19 protein-coding genes are annotated in these 22,584 nt (G+C 65.3%); 1 reads left to right on the top strand and 18 read right to left on the bottom strand.

The genetic code is table 11. From position 1 onward, the window contains the following. The first annotated feature begins 53 nt into the window (after positions 1-53). Positions 54-3,917 carry a methyltransferase domain-containing protein gene (locus tag T336_RS0114840; RefSeq protein WP_026433150.1) on the top strand — a complete coding sequence of 1,288 codons (3,864 nt, stop codon included), beginning with the start codon at positions 54-56 and terminating at the stop codon, positions 3,915-3,917. A gap of 71 nt (positions 3,918-3,988) precedes the next feature. Here the strand turns inward: T336_RS0114840 and T336_RS0114835 are convergent, their stop codons facing one another. From T336_RS0114835 to gspE, 18 genes are all read right to left on the bottom strand, one after another. Continuing rightward, complete coding sequence (locus T336_RS0114835; RefSeq protein WP_026433149.1) at positions 3,989-4,846, bottom strand: class I SAM-dependent methyltransferase; 858 nt, start codon at positions 4,844-4,846, stop codon at positions 3,989-3,991. After that, a complete protein-coding gene (locus T336_RS0114830) occupies positions 4,843-5,793 on the bottom strand; it encodes a hypothetical protein (RefSeq protein WP_026433148.1) in 951 nt (316 codons plus the stop codon). The genes T336_RS0114835 and T336_RS0114830 overlap by 4 nt, the downstream gene beginning before the upstream one ends. 7 nt (positions 5,794-5,800) lie before the next feature. After that, entirely contained in the window at positions 5,801-7,081 is a 1,281-nt protein-coding gene (locus T336_RS0114825; protein ID WP_026433147.1) for an ABC transporter ATP-binding protein, read from the bottom strand. After that, positions 7,078-7,878 (bottom strand): ABC transporter permease, encoded by an 801-nt coding sequence (locus T336_RS0114820; RefSeq protein ID WP_013596380.1) that lies wholly within the window; start codon positions 7,876-7,878, stop codon positions 7,078-7,080. The genes T336_RS0114825 and T336_RS0114820 overlap by 4 nt, the downstream gene beginning before the upstream one ends. A 92-nt stretch (positions 7,879-7,970) precedes the next feature. Then, positions 7,971-8,870, bottom strand: a complete 900-nt coding sequence (locus T336_RS0114815; protein WP_026433146.1) for a peptidylprolyl isomerase — start codon at positions 8,868-8,870, stop codon at positions 7,971-7,973. A 97-nt stretch (positions 8,871-8,967) separates the two neighbouring features. Next, complete coding sequence (locus T336_RS0114810) at positions 8,968-10,572, bottom strand: hypothetical protein (RefSeq protein WP_026433145.1); 1,605 nt, start codon at positions 10,570-10,572, stop codon at positions 8,968-8,970. Positions 10,573-11,097: 525 nt separating this feature from the next. Continuing rightward, positions 11,098-11,517, bottom strand: coding sequence for a hypothetical protein (locus tag T336_RS0114805; RefSeq protein ID WP_026433144.1), 420 nt, complete (start codon positions 11,515-11,517; stop codon positions 11,098-11,100). Positions 11,518-11,541: 24 nt separating this feature from the next. Further along, complete coding sequence (gene gspD / locus T336_RS0114800; RefSeq protein WP_026433143.1) at positions 11,542-14,010, bottom strand: type II secretion system secretin GspD; 2,469 nt, start codon at positions 14,008-14,010, stop codon at positions 11,542-11,544. A gap of 44 nt (positions 14,011-14,054) precedes the next feature. After that, positions 14,055-14,633: a hypothetical protein gene (locus tag T336_RS0114795; protein ID WP_244883957.1), complete on the bottom strand. Its 579-nt coding sequence runs from the start codon at positions 14,631-14,633 to the stop codon at positions 14,055-14,057. A 29-nt stretch (positions 14,634-14,662) separates the two neighbouring features. Further along, complete coding sequence (gspM, locus tag T336_RS0114790; protein WP_026433141.1) at positions 14,663-15,223, bottom strand: type II secretion system protein GspM; 561 nt, start codon at positions 15,221-15,223, stop codon at positions 14,663-14,665. Then, positions 15,220-16,539 carry a PilN domain-containing protein gene (locus tag T336_RS0114785; protein ID WP_244883956.1) on the bottom strand — a complete coding sequence of 440 codons (1,320 nt, stop codon included), beginning with the start codon at positions 16,537-16,539 and terminating at the stop codon, positions 15,220-15,222. The genes gspM and T336_RS0114785 overlap by 4 nt, the downstream gene beginning before the upstream one ends. A gap of 6 nt (positions 16,540-16,545) precedes the next feature. Beyond that, positions 16,546-17,361: a type II secretion system protein GspK gene (locus T336_RS0114780; RefSeq protein ID WP_244883955.1), complete on the bottom strand. Its 816-nt coding sequence runs from the start codon at positions 17,359-17,361 to the stop codon at positions 16,546-16,548. Between the two features lie 44 nt (positions 17,362-17,405). Further along, on the bottom strand, positions 17,406-18,077 hold the full coding sequence (locus T336_RS0114775) for a prepilin-type N-terminal cleavage/methylation domain-containing protein (RefSeq protein WP_026433138.1): 672 nt from the start codon (positions 18,075-18,077) through the stop codon (positions 17,406-17,408). Beyond that, positions 18,077-18,484 (bottom strand): PulJ/GspJ family protein, encoded by a 408-nt coding sequence (locus T336_RS0114770; protein ID WP_019702868.1) that lies wholly within the window; start codon positions 18,482-18,484, stop codon positions 18,077-18,079. Before T336_RS0114770 ends, T336_RS0114775 begins: the two co-directional genes overlap by 1 nt. Then, positions 18,481-18,927 (bottom strand): GspH/FimT family pseudopilin, encoded by a 447-nt coding sequence (locus T336_RS0114765; RefSeq protein ID WP_026433137.1) that lies wholly within the window; start codon positions 18,925-18,927, stop codon positions 18,481-18,483. Before T336_RS0114765 ends, T336_RS0114770 begins: the two co-directional genes overlap by 4 nt. 26 nt (positions 18,928-18,953) lie before the next feature. Further along, positions 18,954-19,409, bottom strand: coding sequence for a type II secretion system major pseudopilin GspG (gspG, locus tag T336_RS0114760; protein WP_013596392.1), 456 nt, complete (start codon positions 19,407-19,409; stop codon positions 18,954-18,956). A 28-nt stretch (positions 19,410-19,437) separates the two neighbouring features. Further along, positions 19,438-20,721, bottom strand: coding sequence for a type II secretion system F family protein (locus tag T336_RS0114755; RefSeq protein WP_026433136.1), 1,284 nt, complete (start codon positions 20,719-20,721; stop codon positions 19,438-19,440). Beyond that, positions 20,714-22,450 carry a type II secretion system ATPase GspE gene (gene gspE, locus T336_RS0114750; RefSeq protein WP_026433135.1) on the bottom strand — a complete coding sequence of 579 codons (1,737 nt, stop codon included), beginning with the start codon at positions 22,448-22,450 and terminating at the stop codon, positions 20,714-20,716. The genes T336_RS0114755 and gspE overlap by 8 nt, the downstream gene beginning before the upstream one ends. Positions 22,451-22,584: the final 134 nt, after the last annotated feature.

Below are 22,584 nucleotides of genomic sequence, written 5' to 3'. Positions count from 1 at the left end.
CCACTCACGCGGCCCGGGGCGGCAGCCCATCAGGGGGCCGTCATAATCCCGGGATGACCCAAACAATCGAGGATTTGCACGTCTATCTCCGCAGCATCCGCCCCGACGAGCGCACCTCCCTTTCGGTGCTGGCAGAGCAGATCCACCCCGGCGCAACGGTGCTGGACCTGGGGTGCGGCAGCGGCGCATTGGGCCAGTACCTTGCGCAAACCCGCAATGCCGTGAGCGACGGCATGACCTGGAGCGAGGCCGAAGCCGGCCACGCACGTCCGCACTACCGCCGCGTCGTGGTCGATGATCTCGAAACATGCGACCTCGTTACCGTTTTTACCGGCCAGCGCTACGACTATATCGTCTGTGCCGACGTCCTGGAACACCTGCGGCGTCCGGAGCAGGTGCTGCAGCAATGCCGACACCTCCTGGCGCCTGCGGGGCGCGTGCTGATTTCCGTGCCCAATGCCGGCTACTGCGGCCTCGTGGCAGAGTTGCTGCAGGGCGAGTTCCGCTACCGGGAAGAAGGCCTGCTGGACCGCACCCACCTGCGTTTCTTCACCCGGATATCGCTCGCGAGGTTCCTGGGGGAACAGGCCTGGGCCCTGGAAGACATCGACACCATCCGTCGGGAAATACCGGAATCCGAGTTCGACGCCGCCTTCGACAAGCTGCCACCCGCAGTGGCCCGGCACCTGCTCGCCACGCCGGACGCCATGGCTTACCAGTTCATCGCGAGGGCCCTGCCAGCAGCAGAGGCGGTGGCCAACGATGCGGCAGGTACAGACCACGACATGGAGCCGGCCCGGGCGCTGTTCACTGCCCAGCTCTATTGGGGCACCCGGCACGGATTCGCCGAGGATCAGAAGCTCACCGCGCGTGGAACGATCGGCGAGCACCACCAGACCCTGCGCTTCGACCTTCCGTCCTCCAGCGAGCCCATCACCCAGTTGCGTCTCGACCCGGCTGACCGGCCCGGCTTCCTGCATTTGCACGGGATCACCCTGCGCGCACCGGATGGCAGCCCCGCATGGACATGGCAGGCCGACGCCTCCTCGCGTGCCGTGATGGAGAAACAGCCGCAGCAACAGATGGCATGGAACCTCCAGGCCCTGCCTGCCGCAGCGGCAGCCAGCCTGGTGCTGCTCACCGGGGACGACCCATGGATGCAGTTGCCGGTTCCGCCGGAAGCGCTGGCCGCCGCGAGCGCGCTCCCGGGCAACGCCTGCCTGGAAGTGGAGCTCGGCTGGCCCATGTCTGCCGACTATCTGGCGCTTTCGGGTGCGGTCCGGCCATTGCAGGACCAGATCGCCCAGTTGCGGGACGAGCACCATGCCACGCAAATCAGGATGAATGCCGAACTGGAAGCCGCGCGCAACGCCTGGGCGGCAGAGCGCCAGGCAATGGAGGGCTGGAACCAGACGCTGGAATCGGAACGCAGCGCCCTCCAGCAGGCGAACACCAAAGTATTGCAGCAACGCAACGAACTGCAGCAGCAGGCTTCCCAGTCCCTGCGCGACATCACGCGGCTGCAGCACGAACTGGGATGCGCGCGGCGGGACTTCAATTCGCTCTCCAGCCACCTGCATTCCATCGAAAACTCCACCGTGTTCCGCGCCACGCGCCCCATCGTCCACGCCAAGATGCGCCTCGACAAAATCCTGGGCCGCGCGCCGCGCGCCGCGGAACCGGTACGCCACATAGCCGTTCCCCTCACGCCCTCCAGCCACCCCGTCGACGTCATCGTGCCGGTCTACCGCGGATTGGCCGACACGCGGCTGTGCGTGGAGTCGGTCCTCGCCAGCACCTGCCGCACGCCCTATCGCCTCGTCGTCATCAACGACTGCAGCCCCGAGCCCGAAGTCACGGCCTGGCTGCGCGAACGTGCGGCCGGGGACGACCGCATCCTGCTGCTCGAGAACGAGGAAAACCTCGGTTTCGTGGGCACAGTCAACCGCGGCATGGCGCTGAGCGGCAGCAACGACGTTCTGCTGCTCAACAGCGACACGGAGGTCGCCAACGACTGGCTCGACCGCATCCGCCAGGCTGCCTACGGCGACGCGAAGGTCGCGTCCGTCACGCCGTTCTCCAACAACGCGACGATCTGCAGCTACCCACGCTTCTGCAAGGACAACGACCTTCCCCCGGGCTATGACACGGCGCGCCTGGACGCCCTGTGCGCCAGGACGAATCCAGGCGCCGTGGTGGATGTGCCGACGGGCGTGGGATTCTGCATGTACATCCGGCGGGACTGCCTCCAGCAAGTCGGCCTTTTCGACACGGAGCACTTCGGCAAGGGCTACGGCGAAGAGAACGATTTCTGCCAACGCGCCCAGGCTGCCGGCTGGCGCAACCTGCACCTGCTGGACACCTTCGTGCTGCACACCGGCGGCGTGAGCTTCGGCGACAGCAAGAGTCCCCGCGAACTGGCCGCCATGGAAATCCTGCGCCGCCTGCATCCGAACTACGACCGCGACGTGCATGCCTTCGTGCGCACCGATCCCGCGGCTCCTTACCGGCTGGCGCTCGATGCGGCACGCATCACGGAGGCCGGCCAACCGCTGGTGCTGGCCGTGCTGCACGACCGCGCGGGCGGTACGGTGCGCCATGTCCGCGAGCTGGCACGCCACCTGGACGGACGGGCGCAGTTCCTCACGCTGACGCCGGCACATGGCCACAGCGTCAAGCTGCGCATGGCAGGGGAGGAGGAAGGATTCGAGTTGGCATTCCGGCTGAACGACCAGTACGACGAACTGCTCGACGTGCTGCGCCGCCTGGGCGTGAGCCATGTGCACTTCCACCACCTGCTGGGCCATGGACAGGAAGTGCGCAATCTGCCCCACCTGCTGGGCGTGGCCTACGACTTCACGGCGCACGACTACTACAGCTACTGCACACACATTTCCATGACCGGCAACGGCCACCGGTATGTGGGAGAGACCGGGCCGGGCCAGTGCCAGTGCTGCCCGGCAGACATGCAGGCACCGACCGGAGGCACTGTGGCCCAATGGCGCCAGTCCAATACCCGCCTGCTGGATAGCGCCCGCCACGTGCTCGCCCCGAGCCAGGACACGGCACGCCGCATCGCGGCGTTCGCGCCCAATGCGCGGGTACTCGCCGTGCCGCACACCGACATGCCGGAGGCATCCGCGCTGCCGGTGCCTGCGCCCCACCCGCTGCCGGAAGGCCGCAGGCTGAAGGTGGCGGTCATCGGCGCGCTCAGTGCCATCAAGGGTGCGGACCTCCTGGAGGCCGTCGCCATCGAAGCCGCTCGCCGCAATGCGCCCGTGGATTTCCATCTCATCGGCTACGGCTACCGCAGCCTGCAGACCCAGCCCCGCGCGCACCTCACCGTGCATGGCGAATACGCCGAAAAGGACCTGCCGCAACTGCTGCAGTGGCTGCAACCGGACATCGTGTGGTTCCCGGCCCAGTGGCCCGAGACCTACAGCTACACGCTCAGCGCCGCACTCCTCGCGGGACTGCCGGTGGCCGTTCCGGACATCGGCGCATTCCACGAGCGGGTCGTCGGCCGGCCCTGGAGCTGGGTGCGCCCCTGGGATGCCACGGCGCCCCAATGGCTGGCCTGGTTCGACGAGATCCGCAGCACGCACTTCGCGACCGGCGAAGCGCCTGCCATGCCGCAGCCCGTGCCCCTGCCCGACGGCATGGACGGCCAGGCGGCGCCGGCAGGCTTCCGCTATGAATCCGATTACCTGTCGGGCGTCATGCCCATGGAACCATCGCAACCGCTTTCCCTGGAGGAACTGCAGCGCCTCCAGCCCCAGGCGACCCCGGCCGCGGCAGCGAAATCGGGCCTGCTCTCGGCAGTGGTGTACCTTCGCTCGCTGCCGGTCCTGCGCGGCGTGGCGCGGCGCATCCCGTCCCATTGGCAGCGCCGCGTGAAAAACTGGCTGCAGGCATGAGCTGAACGGCAGGCCAGCGCGAGCCAGGCCCGCCCGGCGCCTGGCGACCCGCTTCTACGGGCCAGCAGGTCTCAGCGCCCCAACAGCAGGAAGATCTCGTTGTTGAGCAGCCACTCCGGCGGATATTTGCCGCGCAACTCCTCCGGAATCTCCATCTGCAGGCTCCGGCGTTCCTGCCGCACCACGTGGAAACCGGCCTCCGCCGTCAGGCCGACCAATTCGTCCGCAGTAAGACGGTTCAAGGCCCGGTATTCATTGAAGACGAAGCGCTTGTAGCCCTCCGGACCGAAATCCGCAAAACCGAAATCGGTCTCCGCGGCATCGATGGGCCCTTCGTGCATGCGAATGATCTCCCACAGTTCCTCTTCGCTCACCAGCAGGTGGTGCCACGGCACCTCGTCATAGCGGCGCAGATGCGATCCATACGGTGAATAGAACAGCGGCTCGATCTGGATGAAGAAGAATCCCCCTGGCCGAAGGCAGGCATGCAGGTCCTTCAGGATCGGCAGCAGCTGGCCGCGATCGACATGCTCGAAGGTGGACCAGCTCATGATCCCGTCCACGGAGGCCTGCCGGCCCGCCAGCGGTGCGCCGGGCTGGATGGTTTCGAACGTCAACGCAGAGGGGATGCGCGACATCCCCAGTTGCTCGCGAGCGATACGCGGCAGCTTCCGGTATTCCTGGCGGATATCCACCCCATGGATGCCCGTGGCGCCATGCTTGAGCACCAGCGCCAGATCCGTGATGCCGTCTCCGCATCCGAAATTCAGCAGCCGGGACGTGCGCAGATCCAGCGCTCCGCCGACCCAGTCGTTGACGACGTCGGCTGCATAGCCGAAGTGCGCGCGGAACCATTCGTCCGAAATCCGCCCCTCATCCCAGGCAGCCACTCCCCAAAGGCGTTCCTGCCACCGACTCATCCAGTTCATGGGTTCACCGCCTTCTCCTCCATTGGATTGCGCCTGACATCGACGCGCGCACGGAAAAAACGCGGCGCCTCCGTCCATAAATGCCATGCAGCAGGCCGCTGCCTGAGCAGCCCGTCAAAATGACCAAACACCCTGTCGGTCAACTCCTGTGGATCACTGAACGTGCCGAGCGGCGCGATCCGCAGTGTCCTGCGGCCCGATTGCAAATCGATACCCATGTAGAACACCGTGGCCGGCAATGAATGGTCCACCGCCATCTGCGGCAGAACGGCAGGCACGCTGACGGGTTGCCCCAGGATGGTCGCGGTGCGCGTGACGTTGACCTGGTCTTCCGGCACATCGATGACCACCACCACCTGCTCGTCACGCCGAAGCGCCTGCCGCACGCCCTCCATGCCCCCGGGCACGAAGACCACCGGGCGATGCAGCGCCATCTCGACCGAACGCATGCGGGCACGCACGTACCGCCCGAACACCCATCGCCCGACGAAATCCCGCCCGCCGGGTGCTGCCAGCACCATGTTGCCCCGCATTCCTGCCGTGGATGCGTGGCAGAGCGCCCACATGCCGGCACCCCAGTGGAAAGTGAACAAGAGCCCCGCCTTCCCGGCCCCGCCCCATGCACCGTCCACTTCGACATGGCGCCGCATCCAGGCCGCAGACCGTGTCCGAAAAAGATAATGGTCCGCATGGTCCAGCAAGGTCACCAGCCTGCGTTCCGCAAGCCATTCTTCGGCAAGGCCGTGTACCCACCCACGCGAACTGGCCTGTGCCAGCGCGGCCTCGCAGGCATCACGGTAGAGCCATCGCCAGTGCGCCATGCGGCGAAACAGGCGAAAGCACACGGTCCATGGCAGCACGGCCGCCAGGCCGGGCAGCACCACCACTTCCAGCAGATCCCGGCTTTCCCTCTTACACCGCGACCAGGCACGGCCCCAACGCGTCATCACCGGCTCATTCCCAGCGATGCGGCAGGCGGACCAGGCCTGGCATGGGCTTCGGAAAGGAAAAATGGAAATGCAGGAACTGAAACCATTCGTCATAAACGACCAGCCCCGTCTCGTCGAAGAGATAGACGCTGATCACGTAATCGCCCGTGTGCAGAGGCAGCTCGGGGAATGTCAGGACCGAGCGCCACGAGCCGTCATCGAGCCGTACCGGCTCCGCTCCTTCTTCATGGGTCCCGAGCGAAGTGATGCCCACCCCGCGTGATTGCTCGATCATGAATCCGATGTTCGGACGCTCATCCCCGCGGCCACGCACTACGATGGAGACCACCAGATCCTTGCTCTGCAGCGTGCCGGGACGGTCCCCCTCCGGCTCGGCAAGGTCCTGGACGTCCACGGAAACAATGCAGGCACTGCCGGCATCCCCCGCAGCGACACGATTCCGGTCAGGGCCTTCCACGGCAGCGCCCCCCCCTGCAACCAGGTCTGCCGGAGGCATTGCGCCGGCAACGTGAGGAGCCTCCCCCTGGGATACGCCGTCGCGCAAACGGGTATGCAGATCGTAGGCCGCCAGCACAGGCTCCGTCGGCCCGAACTGCTCCACGCACCCATCCTTCAGCCACAAGGCCACATCGCACAGATGGCGTATGTGATAGGGGCTATGGGAACAGAACAGGATGGTGCAGCCCGCATCCCGGAAAGCCATGATCCGGTCCACGCACTTTTTCTGGAAATGCTGGTCCCCCACCGCCAGTGCCTCATCGATGATGAGCACGTCGGGCTGCACCGCGGTGACCAGGGCGAAAGCCAGGCGCACCGCCATGCCGGAGGAATAAGTCTTCACGGGCCGGTCCAGCGCATGCCCGAGTTCGCTGAACTCGACGATCTCAGGCTCCAGGCGCTGCATCGTCTCCCGGTCGATACCGATCAGGCTGCCGCCGAAGTACAGGTTGTCCCGCCCGCTGAAGTCCGGATGGAAGCCGGCTCCAAGCTCCAGAATGGCCGTCACTCGTCCCACCCGCTCGATCGAACCGGTCGACGGCTGAAGCGTTCCGGCCAGCAACTTCAGCAACGAACTCTTGCCGGCACCGTTGTCTCCGATCACGCCGATACACTGGCCACGGCGCAATTCGAAAGACACGTCCTTCAGGGCCCAGTGGCTGCGATGGTGGGAGCGGCCGGTGATGAGCGACCTGAGCCGCTGGCGAGGAGACGCGTAGATGCGGTACTCCTTGCCCAGGTTCTTCACCTGGAGGACCGTCTCGGACAAGGGCTGCAGGGCGCTCATAGCCAGTCCACCAATTGGTCACGGCTGCGCCGGACAACGACATTCAACGCCATGGCGACGACCAGCAGCCACGCCCCACCGGCCAGCCATACGCTGGAAGGAGGCCAGTCCCCCAGCAGCAGCACCTGCTGGTACCCGATGACCAGAGCCGTCATGGGATTGAGCCACAACACCCATCGCCAGTTCTCCGGGAACATGGTCAGGGGAAAAAGGATCGGCGTGAGGTAGATCCCCACGGAAAGAAGAAAACCCACGATCTGCACCGTGTCGCGCAGGGCTGCGGCAAGAATCGCAAGCAGGTACCCGATGAGCAGGCAGAGGAGCAATTGCAGTGCCAGCAGCGGCACCATCGCCAGCAGGGCCGGTCGCACTCCGTGCAGGGGGGTATAGACCAAGGCCACCAGCAAAAGCAGCGGCCCGAAGATAACGCCGCTGGCCAGGACGGCCCGCGTCGTGAAGAGCACGGGCGGCAACGGATTCTTCTGCAGGGTTCCCCCCGCCTCGATCAAGCTGTTCATGCCCCGGGACACGGCATCGCAGAACGCCATCCACGGCAGCGCGCCCACGACCAGGAACGTGCCCACGGCATGCGTGGGGGCTCCATTGCCGAGCCGCATCGAGAACACGACATCGAAGACGAGATAATAGGCCGCGACGGTCAGCAAGGGCTGCAAGTAAGGCCACAGGATGCCGACGGCCGTGCCGGCGTGGCGTGCCGCCACCTCGCGCCGGGTCAACACCCATACCAGGGAGCGGGCGCTCCAGACGGCACGCCACTCGTTCCGCAAAGTCTGCATGAAGAAAACCATCAAAGGCGGGGCGCTGCCCGCCAGGCAACGGCGCAGGCGTTGAAAGCCTGCGCCTCGATCACACCCGCAGAGCTTACGCGTTACGGCGCCGTCTTCACCGGCTGCGGGTTGTAGCCAGCTGCAAAAGCTTCGATGGCTTCCTTGTTGATTTTTGCTTCTTTCTGCATTGCCTGTGCGTCGGCAACGCGCGCCTCCTGCTGCACGTTCGCGCGGACTTCCTGCATCAGTTCGCTGCGCACCTCGTCGAAACTGCGCGTTCTCGGGGCATGGCGGCCTTCCAGTTGAAGGATGTGGTAGCCGAACTTGCTCTGAACAATGCCACTCAACTCTCCCGGCTTGGTCAAGGCGAATGCCGCCTTGTCGAACTCGGGAACCATCTTTCCAGCTTCAAAGAAGCCCAGATCACCGCCCTTGGCAGCACTGCCCTTGTCCGCAGAGCGCTCCTTGGCCAGTTGCGCGAAGTCTGCGCCGCCCTTGAGTTCCTGCTCGATCTTCTCGATCTGCGCCCGGGAATCCGCCCCCGTGCCTGCAATCAGAATGTGCCGCACCTGAACCTGCTCAGGCACCTTGAAGCGTTCCGGCTTGGCCTTGTATATGTTGCGAGCCAGACCTTCGGCAGCCGAGTCCGAAAGCATGTTGTCCTTGTCCACCTTGGTCAGATAAGCATCTGACAGCACCTTGTCCCGGGCCACGCGAAGCGCGGCAGCTACTTCCGGTTCCTTCTCCAACCCTGCAGCTTCAGCCCGTTGCGCCATGGCGCGGCGCGCATACAGGTTGGACGCGATCTGGGTCACTGTCTGTGGACGGGACAGCACCGTATCGCGCATTTCCGGAGGCATGCGCAGTGCATCGGCCCGCATATCGCTGCTGTCGATCGCGATATGCGGCCCCTGGATCAGCACGGTTTCCTGTGCATGGGCAGACAACATCAGTGCGGAGAGCATGGCACCGGCGCAAAGGCGGAAAGCGGAACGTTTCATGTATGAGTCAACCATCAGTGAAAAATAAAAAAAGGCGGGGGAGACCCCCGCCTTTTTTGGATCACATTGCTGTGAAAAGTGCCGTAGCAACAGTGAATTACTGCACGGAAGGACGCGTGAAGCGGTGGGGCCACGTGATACCGTAGGTACCGGACGTGCCAGCCGATGCCAGCGGGTTGGCCAGCTTGATGAACGAAGCGCCCAGGATCGGCAGACCGCGGCCGTTGTTCGACACATCCACACGGCTCCAGCCGTTGGTGTAGGCACCGGTCGTCAGCTGTTGAGCTGCAACCGAAGCGCCCAGAACGGAACCCGTAGCGAAGCTCAGCACGCTGGTTTCGCCGCAGAAGCGGGTTTGCGTCACGGAACCAGGCGAGAACACGGCGCCGGCGGTTTGCGTTTGCTCTTCGCGGTCGAAGAACGCTTGGCCGGTGGAGTTCACGCAGATGGCGCCGCCCGTTGCTTGCAGCGAGGTGTTGCTGGGGTTGAAGCGCTCGTCAGCCACGCCGCCGCTGTTGTTCAGGTCGGTGAACAGACGGATGTTGGCGGTGTCTGCCGGGCTTTGGTTAGCCGCAGCGTAGTTCGCAGCCACGTTGTAGCGGCGGGTGGGCATGGAGAACAGCCAGTCGGTCTTGGCCGAGATGGAAGCGTCCGTAGCGTACTGGTTGCTGATGGAGGTCACAGCCAGGGCGTTCGTCAGGTTCGTTGCTTGCACCAGCGGCGACACGGCCACGCCAGCGTTGGCGGTGTAAGGCGTGGACATGTCGGGCAGGTCATAGTTCGCAGCAGCGATCTTCGGAGCCGTCACAGCCACACCAGCGGCGTTGTACACATTGGTGCTGCGGAACAGCGGGTCAGCCGTGTATGCATCCGGCGTGTTGGCGGTGGACGCCATTTGCGGGAAGTGCACGAAGTTGCCGATAGCGGGCAGACCGTTGTTGTCTTCAGCACGGATGGCCGTAGCGGCGCCAGCGAACGTCGTGGTTTGTGCCACGTTGATGATGTACCAGTCGCCAACCAGGCCCGTGGAAGGCGTGTCGAAACCAGCGGTAGCCACTTGTTGGGGCGTCGTGAAGTTGTTCAGCGTCGCGGCCAGGGTAGCCTGGGTGCAAGGAGCCACGCCGTTCACGTGCTTGATGGCCGTGTACAGGGGGTTGGTCGTAGCCGTGCCAGGAATCGTCGCCGGGATGTCGGCCATGTTGAAGATTTCAACGTAGCCTTCACGGGTTTGGTTAGCTTGGTCGGTGGACACGATGCCTTGGTTCAGGCGGTCCTTCACGAAGCTTTGCGGCACGTTCTTCGCCAGAGCGGGCAGCGTGCAGGTGCCGTCAGCCGTCTGCAGTTGAGCCACGCCATCAGCACCAGCCGTCACGGCAGCGGTCCACACGTCGCCAGGCGACATGAAGACTTGGAAGTCCAGAATGTCGTCGGAGTTCAGGGCGCCACGGAAACGGACCTTCACGGCCTTGCCGCGGGAGGTGTCGGTGTTCACCACGTGCAGAACGGTCATGTTGCCGTTTTGCGCGTTGAAGTAAGGCACCAGCAGTGCATGGCCCACGCCACCTTCGGAGAACGACAGCGTCGTAGCGGTCGTCGCCGTCAGCGGAGCGGCGCCGACGACCACATCAGCGGATGCGGCGCCAGCGAAGCCCAGGCCACCAATCATGGCAGCAATGCTCAGGGCCAGAACATTTTTCTTCATATCGAGAACTCCAGTTAAAAAGTTGGTAAGCGCAACTACCACGATTGATTACGCCAAAGAATAGTAGCACAGCGCATTCACGGCCTGTACTGCGGAACCTCTGCCAAACCTTCGCCTGTTGATGAAATGCAACAGTGTCTGGAAAGGCCCCGCATGAGGCCACCCGAGCACGGCGGGGGTGAGCCCGACCATTCTTTGGGGTAGGGCTTGCAGACGTGGAAGAGCCTGCAGAGCGTCCTGACGGAAGCTCAACGGGTCTGCCTCTTCGACTCTACAAACCTTGGGGGCGAACAATACCAAAAGAAGTCAGCATCCCCAAGCAAAAAAACCCAAATTCACACACATTTCGCCTGGGAGCGACCAGACGAGCGAGGAGCAACCGGGCTCCCACGCTGGCTGAAGCAGTTGGCCGGAAACAGCAGCGCCCGGCGCGCAATCGCGGCCGGGCGCTGCTGCCTGGATGCTCAGCTCTTAGATGAGAACAATGCAAGTATCAGACAAGGAGCATCCAGGGGTCCTGTCGCGTCAAAGGTCCTGGAACCTCCACCACTGCCCATCTTCCTTCACCCAGGTTTCATCGATGTAGGTATCGATGCTGTTGAGCTTGACGCCGATGATCATGGGCTTGGCGGTCAACTTGAGCTTCGCGACACACTTTTCCGGCTGGCACTCCACCTTCGTCACCTCGGCTGCGGTGACGGACGCGGCAGTGCCGAATTGCTGCGCGAATTGCTCCTTCGTGAAGACCTTTCGGTAGGAAGGAGGTGTCAGGGCATAGCTTTTCTCGTACTGCCCTGCCATGCGAGCCTTCCAATACGCTTCAGCCCGCTCCTTCACCGTCTGCTCGGGGCTGGCAGGCGCCAGGGCAGCACACCCCCCCAAGACCATCGCACCCGCGACCATGCATGCCGAACCCGACTTGAGAATGAGAGTTTTAAAGTTCATAGGAAAAAATGATAAGCGAATACGTCATTGAGGAGGGAGTGGCTGGATCGTTGTCGACGTACCCGACGGCACAGCAGGGGTGCGTCCGTTCTCCTTCAACTCGATGATCTGCAATCCCTTCAGGCGGTCGCGCAGTTCATCGCTGACCTCGCGGATGTCGATGTCGGTCCGCACCACTTTGGGCGTGATCACCACCAGCAGTTCCGTTCGATTGCCCGTCTTGCCGTTGTTGCTGAAGAGGCTTCCGACAACGGGAATGTCCTGAAGCAGTGGAATGCCGGATTTCGTTGTATTACTGGTATCGCGGATGAGCCCACCCAGCACGATGGCCTCGCCCGAGCGCACCGCAACCTTGCTGGTGATCTGGCGCTGCTGGAACACTGGCTGCAAAGAAACGCTGCCCGAACTGTCCGCCACCGCATCGGTCACCGCTTGGTCGATCTGCATGGTCACCAAGTTGCCAGCGTTCACGGAAGGCGTTACCGCCAAACTCACGCCGGTGTCCCTGTACTGGATCGTGCTCGTGACGGAAGACACGTTGTCAAACCTCGTGGATGCCGTCTGCACAGGCTGCTGGTTGCCGACGCTCATCATGGCCGTGTGGTTGTCCAGCACCATCAGCGAGGGACTAGAGATCACCTTGAGCAGCCGCTTGGTGGCCAGGGCATTGAGAACCACACGGACTGTTCCGACCGAGTTGGCAAGGGCATAAGAGAAACCCGATGTCGCTGCGGTGGGAATGTTCCCGATGATGCCGCTGTTATTGTCGTTGGACAGCAACTGCCCGGTACCGTTGTAACCCGACGGCCCGCTATTGTTGAATGCCCATTGCAAGCCGTACTGGAGCGTGTCATCCAGGGTGACCTCCACGATGGATGCCTCGATCAGCACTTGCGTCGGAGGCAGGTCGAGCCGCTTCAGGGTGGCTTCGATCTTCATGTAGTTGGACTTCGTTCCCCAGACCAGGACCGAATTGTTGAGCTCGTCGGCCATCAGGCGGACCCCGCCGAGGTTGGCGCTGACTGCGCCCTGCTGGGCGCCCATCTGGTTCTGGTTTCCGCGATTGCCCTGGAACGACCCGAAGCCGCTACCGCTGCTGAAGCCACCGCCGAAACCACCGCTGCCGCCAAAGCCGCCGCTGCTGCCGAAGCCGCCACTGCTTCCAAAACCGCCGCCAAGGGACGAGTTGCCGAACCCTGACGAGCCGAAGCCATTGTTGAAGGACGAGTTGCCGAAGGCCGACGAACTGGACGACGCTCCCCCGAGACCGGGCGCCACCCCGCTGTTCGCTACGCTGCCTACAGACTGGCCTCCGAAGATGCCGCTCAGCACGCCTGCCAGGTGCTTCGCATTGCCGTTCTGCACGTGGTAGATGAACAGCTGCGGCTCCGCACCGTTGTCGCTGGGCTGGTCGAGCTTCTCGATCCAGCGGCGAGCCTCTTCCAGGTAGGCTGCGCGGGGCGTGACCACGAGGATGCTGTTGATGCGCTCGATCGGCATGATGCGCAGCGCGCCGAACAATGGATTGCCCTCGCCGAGCGTCACGGGCGCGGCATTGGCCTGGTTCGAGCCTGCAGCCGCAGCCGCTGCAGCACCCGCGGGTGTGCCCGGCACGGCGCCGGGCGCGCTGCCTGCACCGCCACTCACTACGCGCAGAGCGGCCTCGACCTCCTTCACCGAGGCGTACTTGAGCGGGAAGACTCCCACGGACATGCCCTTGAGCAGGTCCACGTCGAAAGTATTCACCAGGTCCAGCCAGGCTTCCGCCTGGGTCCGAGTCCCCGACATCACCAGCAGGTTGCGCAGGTTGTCCACCCGGATGATCGCATCGGGCGTCACCATAGGCCGCAGGATGGCGGCCATCTCGGCCGCGCCGATGTACTGCAGCGGGATGATGACGGCGCCATTGCCGGGCGGCAGGGGCTCGCCGCTACGGAACTGGCGCAGCGTTCCGCCAATGGCGCGCAGCGCATCCGGCCGGCCGACGTGGTAGGTACCACGGGCGTCCCTGATCATCGCCAGGCCGTTGGCCTGCAATGCGCTTTCCAGCAGGAACATGGCCTGGTCGGGAGGAATGGGATTGCGGGTGGACAGCGTGACCGTGCCGTTCAGCGGTGGATGCAGGACGTAATTCGCCTTCGCGATGTCACCCAGCATCGTGCGGACCACCTCCGCCACCGGGGCTTCCTCGAAGCTGAAGGTCATGGGCGCCCCGGTCAAGGCAGGAACGGGCTTGGGATCGGCCAGCACCTTGTCGGTGCCCTTCATGATGCGGGGCTGGCTGCCCTGGTCCTCGCTTGTGGCAGAGGCACCGCCCGGCTTGCCGGAGGCTGCACCATCGGCGGAGACACCCGATCCGACGGTCGCCGGCACACCGGCCGAATCGGTCACGACGTTGGTGGCAGGCGCGCCACCGGGCACGGAGGTCTGTGCAGCCGCCAGCTGGCATACGGCCATGGCGATGGAGGTCAGAGCATATCGATAAGAAATCATGACTTACGTACCCAGAAGATGGGAAAGCGCACCTGCGCTGGAATTCAAGGGGTCCGCATTCCGCCGAAGACGGCGCGGCGGGGCGGGCTGACCGCGCCCGCCGAAGGCGGTATCGCTGGCGGTTGGCCGGCGTTGGAGGCCGGGGAAGGAAGCGGCGCACCGGAATACACCGTCACGGCAGCCCTGGGCAACAGCAGCGTGCGCGTCTCGCCGCCACGGCTGAAGGAAACCACACGATCTTGGATGGATTTCAGCACCCAGCCGTCGATGTTGTCGTTCATGCGCAGGCGCCGCTGCTTGCCCGCCACCAGGATGATGACACCACCCTCCCCGCCCCCGGAATAAACGCCAGACAGGCGTGCCGAGGAAAGGTTGTCTTGAGGAGGCTCGCTGGCCGACGGAGGAGGTGGCGGCGGTGGTGGACGACGGGTGGCAGAAAAGAGCGGCCGTTCCAGCATGGCAATGAAGGCGCGGGTATCGGCCGTGCCGACGGCAGGCAGCACGGGCAGCAGGCCACTAACATCCGATTTGCGCGGTTCCGGGGGCTGCCAGCGGACATTGCGCAACGTTCCGTCCGCAGAGATCCACATCCACAGGAGCACCAGCGCCAGGATCGCATTCACGCAGAGCAGCAGGTGCAGGGAGTAGCGCTTCATGACCGCTCCCTCAGTACGCTCAGGCCGAACGCAACGGACAACCGTGGCGCGTTCTTCGGATCCACATTGCCGAACCCCGCATTCACCTGGACTTCGAGGTCGTCGATGAGAACCAGGGGCAACTGGCTGTTGAGCACCGCCAGGGCACTCTGAACGGCAAGCAGGTCTCCCTCGGCTCGCACGTTCAAGGGAATGCGATCGAAGCCTTTGTCTTCCTTCGCTGGAAGGACCTGGCTGCTGCTTACCTGGAGCCCTGCGGCCCCGAAGATGTCCCGCACCTTCTGCTGGGCTGCATTGCCGGTCAGGCTCGCGTCCTGGCCCGCGGGATAGATGTATTGCGCACGCGCCTCGCCCGCCTTCTGGAGAGCGGCGGCAATTTCGGACCTCTGGGCCTCCAGGCCCAGCAGGCGTGCGTGGCGAGGCTCCAGCGCATCCAGCCGCTCCTGCGCATCCATGTGGCGCTGCGCGACATACCAGCCGATCAATACCAGGGGTAAGAGGGCAAGCAGCAGGGTGGCGGCCAGCATCAGCCGCTCTCGGGAAGGCATGCGTTTCATGGTTTGTTGCGCGTCACTGCAGCGGTAGGAGAAGAGGCGCTCGGCGCAGGCGCCGCTGCCGGACGGGGCACGGTACCGCCGAAGGTCGCCACGCCGCCAAAACTGGCCTGGGGCGCTGGCGCACCCATCGGCGGAGCTGCCGCCGGCGCGGTGCCGGAGACACTGGCCGCCGGGGTGGCCTGCAAAGGCATCGAAGCGGCAGAACCGGGAGCGGACGCTGGCACCGCTGCTGGCAGGGCAGTCACCGGGGAAGGCGCCGCGGCTCTGGCGGGTGTGCTGGTCGGCGCGCCGAACACCTGCGGATCGAGCATGAATTCGATCGCGAAGGACTCCTTGCCCGAGTTGCCCATCCGGGTCGCCGCGGACGGCGCACGGACTTCCTTGAAACCTGCCTCATTGCCCAGAATCTGCATGAGGGCAGAAGCATTGGCCGTCATGCCGACGATCGTGACTTTGGCGCCCTGCAGCCGGAAGCTCTGGAGAGCAGTATCGTCCGGCAGGAGCTGGGTCAACCGATCGAGCACCTTCAAGGGTTCGATCCGGCTGGAAACCAGTTCGGACAACTGGTTCAGCTTCTCGGCGGACTGCATGAGCGCTTCACGCTGCTGAACGACAGGCGCCACCCGCTGCGCGACTTCACCATACGATTGGGCAGCCTCGAGTGCACGCTCCCTCAGTTGCAGGCTGGGCGTGACGGCGATGAGCAGCAGCAGCAATCCGATCGTGCCCAGCAGCGCAAGGCCGGTGCGCCGCCAACGCATCGCGTGGGCCTTGCGCAACCCCTCGCCGTAGCCCTCCAGCACGATGGGCTCGCCATCCCCGGCACGCACCCAGACCTCCGGCTCCGCGCCGGCCAGCGCATCGGTCCGGTCCGCCATGTACTGCGCAATCTGCCTGCGAGACACGAGCACCAGGTCCACACGCACGTTTCCGGCAGGTAGCCAGTGGATGCGATGGCCCCAGGCCAGATCGCCTGCCGGGAAAGGACTGATGGAGCGGGCTTCCAGCGAAGATGCATGGGCCGCGTCGATGGCCGTCATCGGCGGCAGGGCCAGCGAGCGGCGCAGCACCAGATCCTCAGGCAACTCCAGTGCCGTGAAGGGCGGCCTGGCGGCACCTGGGCGATCGCCTTGGCTTCCCTGCGCCGTCCAGACGGATTGCCGGCCATCGGGATGGATGACACGCACCGGCGCCTCGGGGGTGAGCCATGCGAAAACGGGCCAGTCGTGCATGTGTGACCAGGGCTGGCGAATGTCACGCCACAGCACGCGCAGATCGACTCCCAGAAAACGGGCTTCAGAAGAAAAAGAGGGCATCGCTTTTCAGGGATTGCGTACTACCGGCTCCACGCTGGAGCCGGTGCGGAAGGAATACCACGGAGCTCCATCACGGGCGCGTGCAGTCAGATCGACGCTGCGCGATACGCGCAGCCAAGTGCCGTCCGGCATGGGAACCCGGGCCTCCATGCGGATTCGCCGAACCGAGGAACTATCGAGAAAAGCGCCGTCGAGCGCACTCGTGTCCACGCCCGGTTCGCCCGCGTCGCGCTTGGCGGCAATGGCATTGGCCGCGGCTGCATTTCCGCCAGCCAGCACCGTCAGGACTTCGACGGGAGCAGCCAAGGGGTTCACCAGCCCTCGGCCTCGCAGGTCAGCAGTGACGAGGGGAAAAAGTCTAGCATAGAGGCCATAGTCGATCCCGGGGACCTTAAGCAGGTCTTCCTCGGCCTCGAAACGCTCCTGCAGCCCCGACGGGGCGCGCTGCTCGCGGACCTGCACGGTGGCCTGCGCCAGGGCATCCGCCTGCCCGGCAGGTACCCTGCCCGCGATGGCGTACATCCTGGCCAGCAGAGGCACCGGAGCACTGTTGATGTCGATGAGTCCGTTCAGCGGCATGGCTCGCACCTGCATGGCGACGCCTCCGTACCGGACTTCCGACTGCAGCATGCGATTGATGGGCACATTGTTGGCGACGATGGCCTGCAGGGCCAACTGGATGGCCGCATCGCCCAAGGCCTGCGCCTGGACGTTCTGCCGAGCCAGCGCCATCATGCGGGCCTCTTCGCGAATGGTCCGCGTAACTCCAGTAACAATAATGCTGAGCGACGCCACGATCCACAGCACAGCGATGAGCGCCATGCCTCCGGAAGATCGACGGGAACGACGGCAATGCAGCGGCGGGCTCATCGGCTCCCCCCGAACGTGGCGCCACCAATGGAAGGATCGCTGCTGGGCAGCGTCCGCATGGGTACCACGATTTCAGGCCATGCGTCGGTGGCGGTGCGGATAAGTACCGACACACGCTGGGGAAGGCGGTCGGCGATCGTCCAGGGAGCTCCCCACTGCGGCGGCTCCGGCGACGCATCCTCATAGCGGAGTTCGAATCCGGAGATGGCAGGCACCAGCACATAGCTCTCGGCCTGCCCCCAATCGGGCAAGGCGGGCGAATCCACGAAGGGAAGGTATCGGAGCACCAGCGATTGGCCGGCAGGTCCATCCTCCAACCCCAATCGCAAGAAGAAACGCCCTCCCACGCCGTAGCGGGCGGGCATGACACCGACCCACGCCATTTCCTGCGGCCCGCCGAAGAAATAGTAGGGGCTTTCATTGAAGTTGGTGATCCCTGGTCGTTTGCGCAGGGACACCCGCCCGAGCACCGACCGCAGGAAACCATCGGTGGTCCGCAGGTCGTCCACCTTGCGCAGGCGGGCATCCACGCGCTCTTCCGTCTGCGCCGTGGTGCGCAGGGCGGAGGCCATGGCCAGCATGACCAGCGACAGCAGGGAGATCACGACGAGCAGTTCCACGAGGGTGAACCCCCGGCCCCGCTCGCGGCTTCGGTAGATCCGTTCCATCAGCCACGCCCCGGTTCCGGCAGCCTGCGCTGCGGACGCAGGGTGCTGAGTTCAAACGTACGGGTGCGGGTGCCGTCCGACCAGGAGATGAGGATGCTCACCTCGTGCAAAGGAGGGATGGTCGGCCCCTTGACGTCGGTGGGATAGGGAGCGCTGGCGATGCGCCACTGGTATCCGGCCGATTCGCCGGACTGGTTCCAGCCCTGCTCCGGCACGGCATCGCGCAGGGCCAGGAGCGACTGGGCCAGGACCACGGCACGCTGGTAGCGGTCCACGTCCGCGACGCTGCGGGCCGAGCCGCCCATGGCGCGATAGAGCATGCCCATGGCAAGCGCCATGATGGCGAACGCCACCAGCAATTCCAGCAGGGTGAGCCCCTGCTGGCCACGACGCCTGGGCCCGGTCATCGGGTCAGCGCCTCTTGCGTCACCCGGCCGGAAAGCCAGTCCACCCGCAGGCGCGTGCCCACACCAGGCGCCCGGAGGATCTCGATGCTGCCGCCCGTGGCGCCTCCGCTGGGCAGGAAGCGGATGGATGCCCGGCTTTGCGGATCCAGTTCGGAGTTGGCCACGATGGCCCGCAGTTGCAGAGGCTCGGGCAACGGCTTCATGGCGGCGCCCACCCCGTAGAGGCGGTTGCGGAGATCGACCGAAAAGCGCACCTCGCGGCCCTCGGCCATGGCTTGGAAGCGGGCGGAACGCATCTGGCTGGACATGGTGCGGACCGCGTCACGGTAGGCTGAGGCTTCGCGCAGGCGCTCGAAGGCGAGCGGCGTGAGGCCCACCACGAGCGCCATGATGGCGAACACGACCAGCAACTCAACCAGCGTGAAGCCGCGCTCGCGCCGCATGGCCAAACGGCAGGAAGCCGGAAACGTCAGGGCTTGTTGCGGATGTCGGCCGCTTCGCCTTCTCCGCCCGGGGCGCCGTCCGCGCCCAGCGAGAGGATCTCGATGCCGCCGTTGGGACCGGGACTGGCGTAGCGGTACGGGTGGCCCCACGGGTCCGTGGGTACGCCGCCCTTGAGGTAGGGGCCGGCCCACCCGTTCACGGAACCAGGACGCGTGACCAGGGCATTCAGGCCTTCTTCCGTGGTGGGATAGCGGCCGACGTCGAGCTTGAAGAGTTCCAGCGACTTGTCCAGGTCGGCGATCTGCACGGCGGCCGTCTTGGCCTTGGCGCCGCCGAGCTGGCCCAGCACGCGCGGGCCGACCAGGCCGGCGAGCAGCGTCAGGATGGCCAGCACGACCAGCAGTTCGATCAGGGTGAAGCCGCGGGAGGATTTGCGTTGCATGGGCGAGCCACAGGAGCGGCGGTCAAGGATGTGCGCCATGGAAGAGGACTCCTTGGACAAACGAAAATTATACGGCGAGGTCATTGATGGACAGGATCCCGAGAAGGATGGACACGATGATGGCGGCGATCAGCACGCCCAGGACGAGGATGAGCACGGGCTCGACCAGGGTGAGAAGGCGTTTGATACCGGTTTCGACCTCGCGGTTCAATATGTTGGACAGCTCGAGCATCATCTGGCCGATGCGTCCCGTCTCTTCCCCCACCCGTATCAAATTGATCGCGATGGGCTCGAAGATGCCGGTGGCGGTGATGGCCTGCACCACCTTGCCTCCCTCCTTCACGATGGGCGCCACCTTGGAGAGCGCCTGCTGGAGCACGGCGTTGTTCACCGTCTCGGTGGCGATGTGCAGGGCCGTGAGCATCGGCACCCCGTTGCCGAGCAGCGTGCCCAGGGAGCGGGAGAACAGCGTCAGCTGGTATTTGAGGGCGAGCGGGCCCATGAGGGGCATCTTCAGCAGGCGAGACTGCCACCACATCCGGCCGGCCGGGGAAGTGACCCAGCGGCGCACGAGCAGCCCGAGCCCCAGCGCCGCGATGCCGATCAGGAGGCCGTAGCGGGTGAAGGCATGGCCCAGGGCCATCACCAGCTGGGTCGGCAAGGGAAGCGCGTCGCCCATGTCGGTGAAGAGCTTCTCGAACTGCGGCACGACGAAGCCCAGCATGGCGATCAGCGACAGCACGGCCACGCCCAGCAGGATGGCCGGGTAGATGGTGGCCGAGATGACGCTGTCCCGCAGGGCGCGCTGGCGCTCCATGTGGGCGACGAGCCGCTCGAGCACGGCGGACATCTGGCCGCTCGCCTCGCCCGAGCGGATCATGTTGATGTAGAAGTCGCCGAACAGGTCCCGGTGCTGCGCGAGTGCGCGGCTGAGGGGCGTGCCGCCCTTGACCGCATCGAGCACGCCCTGCAGCAGGACGGCCATGCTGGGCTTGTGGCTCATGTCGATGAGCACGCGCAGGGCGTTGTCGAGCGCCAGGCCGGCGCGCAGCATGATGGAGAGTTCCGACGTGAGCGCGAGCACGTCCGCCTGCTTGACGGGGCCCTTGCTGCCGCGCCCGCGGGGCGCAGGGACCACGCCCGCGGCAGCAGCGGTTGCGGCAACGCCTTTGCCCGCGCCGCGCGCGGAGGCCGCAGCGACCGGAGGCGCCCCCGCTGCATCGCTGATGCCCAGGGGCGTGAGACCCTGCTCGCGCAATTGCTTGAGCACCTGCGCCTCGCTCGGCGCGGTCTGCCGGCCCTCGACGACCTTGCCGGATGCGGCGACGGCGCGCCAGGCGTAATCAGGCATCGCCCTGGTCCTGCGTCACGCGGCTCAGCTCGTCCAGCGAGGTCACGCCGGCAGCGACCTTGCGCAGGCCGTCCTCGTAGAGGTTGAGCATGCCGCCCTGCGCCGCGAGCGCGTTGAGGGCGTTGGCGTCCTTGCCGTCGATGATCGCGCGGCGCATGGGCTCGTCGAGCACGAAGAGTTCGTGGATGCCCGTACGCCCGCGGTAGCCCGAGCCGCGGCAGTGCTCGCAGCCGACGGCGCGGTAGATCGCCTGGCCGAAGCTGCTGAAACGCCCCAGGCCGGTGCTGCGCCGCACCTCGTCGCCGGGCTCATAGGGCTCCTTGCAGTGGCTGCAGAGCGAGCGCACCAGCCGCTGGGCCAGCACCCCATTGACGGAGGAGGTGATCAGGTACCCCTCCACGCCCATGTCCTTCATCCGGATGACCGCGCCCGCTGCCGTGTTCGTATGCAGGGTGGAGAGCACCAGGTGGCCCGTGAGGGCGGACTGCACGGCGATCTGCGCAGTCTCGCCGTCCCGCATTTCGCCGATCATGATGATGTCCGGATCCTGGCGCAGGATGGAACGCAGCGCGTTGGCGAAGGTCAGGTTGATCTGCGGATGGACCTGGATCTGGTTGATGCCTTCCAGCTGGTATTCCACCGGGTCTTCCACGGTGATGATCTTGTTGGATTCCGCATCGATCTTGGACAGGGCCGCATACAGCGTGGTGGTCTTGCCGGAGCCCGTGGGGCCGGTCACCAGCAGGATGCCGTGCGGCTTGGCCAGCAGCATGTTGAAGCGCTCGAGCGTGTCCTTCTCGAACCCCATGGTCTCCAGTTGCAGGCGCACGCTTGCACGGTCCAGCACCCGCATGACCACGCTTTCCCCGTGCACGGTGGGCACGGTGGAAACACGCAGGTCGAGCTCCCGGCCCTTGACGCGCGTCTTGATGCGACCGTCCTGGGGCAGGCGCCGCTCGGCGATGTCGAGGTGGGCCAGCAGCTTGACGCGCGAACTGACGGCGGCGCTCAGGCGCGGGGGCACCAGTTCGCCCAGCTGGATGACGCCATCCACCCGGTAGCGCACGTGCAGGCCGTCGTCGAAGGGCTCCAGGTGGATGTCCGAAGCGCGCAGGTCGATGACGCGGCCGATGATGGCATTGACCAGGCGGATGACGGGAGCCTCGCTGGCGAGATCCTTGAGGTGCTCGACGAAATCGCCGCCATCGGCGCCATCGCCGAACCCGTCGTCGCCCACCTCTTCGTCCGCCTGCTCCACCGGTTCGGCCAGCGCCTTCTCGATATCGCTTTCGAGCGCCAGGCGCGGCACCACGGCCAGGCCGGTCGCCAGGTGCAGCGCCTTCACGACGAAGGCATCCTGCGGCACGGCCATGGCCACGTGCAGGCGACCATCTTCGGCCGACAGCGGATACACGCTGTTGGCGTGCAGGAACTCCGGCAGCAGGCCTCCCACTTCCGGCATCATGGACGGGAAGTCGCTGGCGGCGATGAGTGGAATGTCCAGCTGGCGCGACAGCGCCTGGATCACGTCGATTTCGGACACCAGGCCGAGCCGCACGAGCACGCGGCCCAGCAGCCCACCCATTTCCTGTTGCGCCGAAAGGGCGCGTTCGAGATCCCGCGCACTCAGCTTGCCCGACTGCACCAGCAACTCGCCCAGCAGGGGGCGCTGCACGGCGACGGCATCGACGGTCGGCTCTGTACGGTCGGGAAGGATGGTGGTGGTCATGAACGTGAGGAAGACGCCCTGGATGCGGGGCAGATCCCGGCAAGGCAGGGCAACCGGGATCTAAGCCCTCAAGTGTAGCCGGCCGCCTCGGGCATGCCGCGCGGCCCCGCCGCGGTGGCTTACAGTCGCAGACC

Origin of the sequence: Paracidovorax oryzae ATCC 19882, assembly GCF_000687165.1 — a bacterium.
GTDB lineage: Bacteria > Pseudomonadota > Gammaproteobacteria > Burkholderiales > Burkholderiaceae_C > Paracidovorax > Paracidovorax oryzae.
Note: the sequence above shows the minus strand (reverse complement) of the source record. Positions and strands in the feature narration are given on the sequence as shown.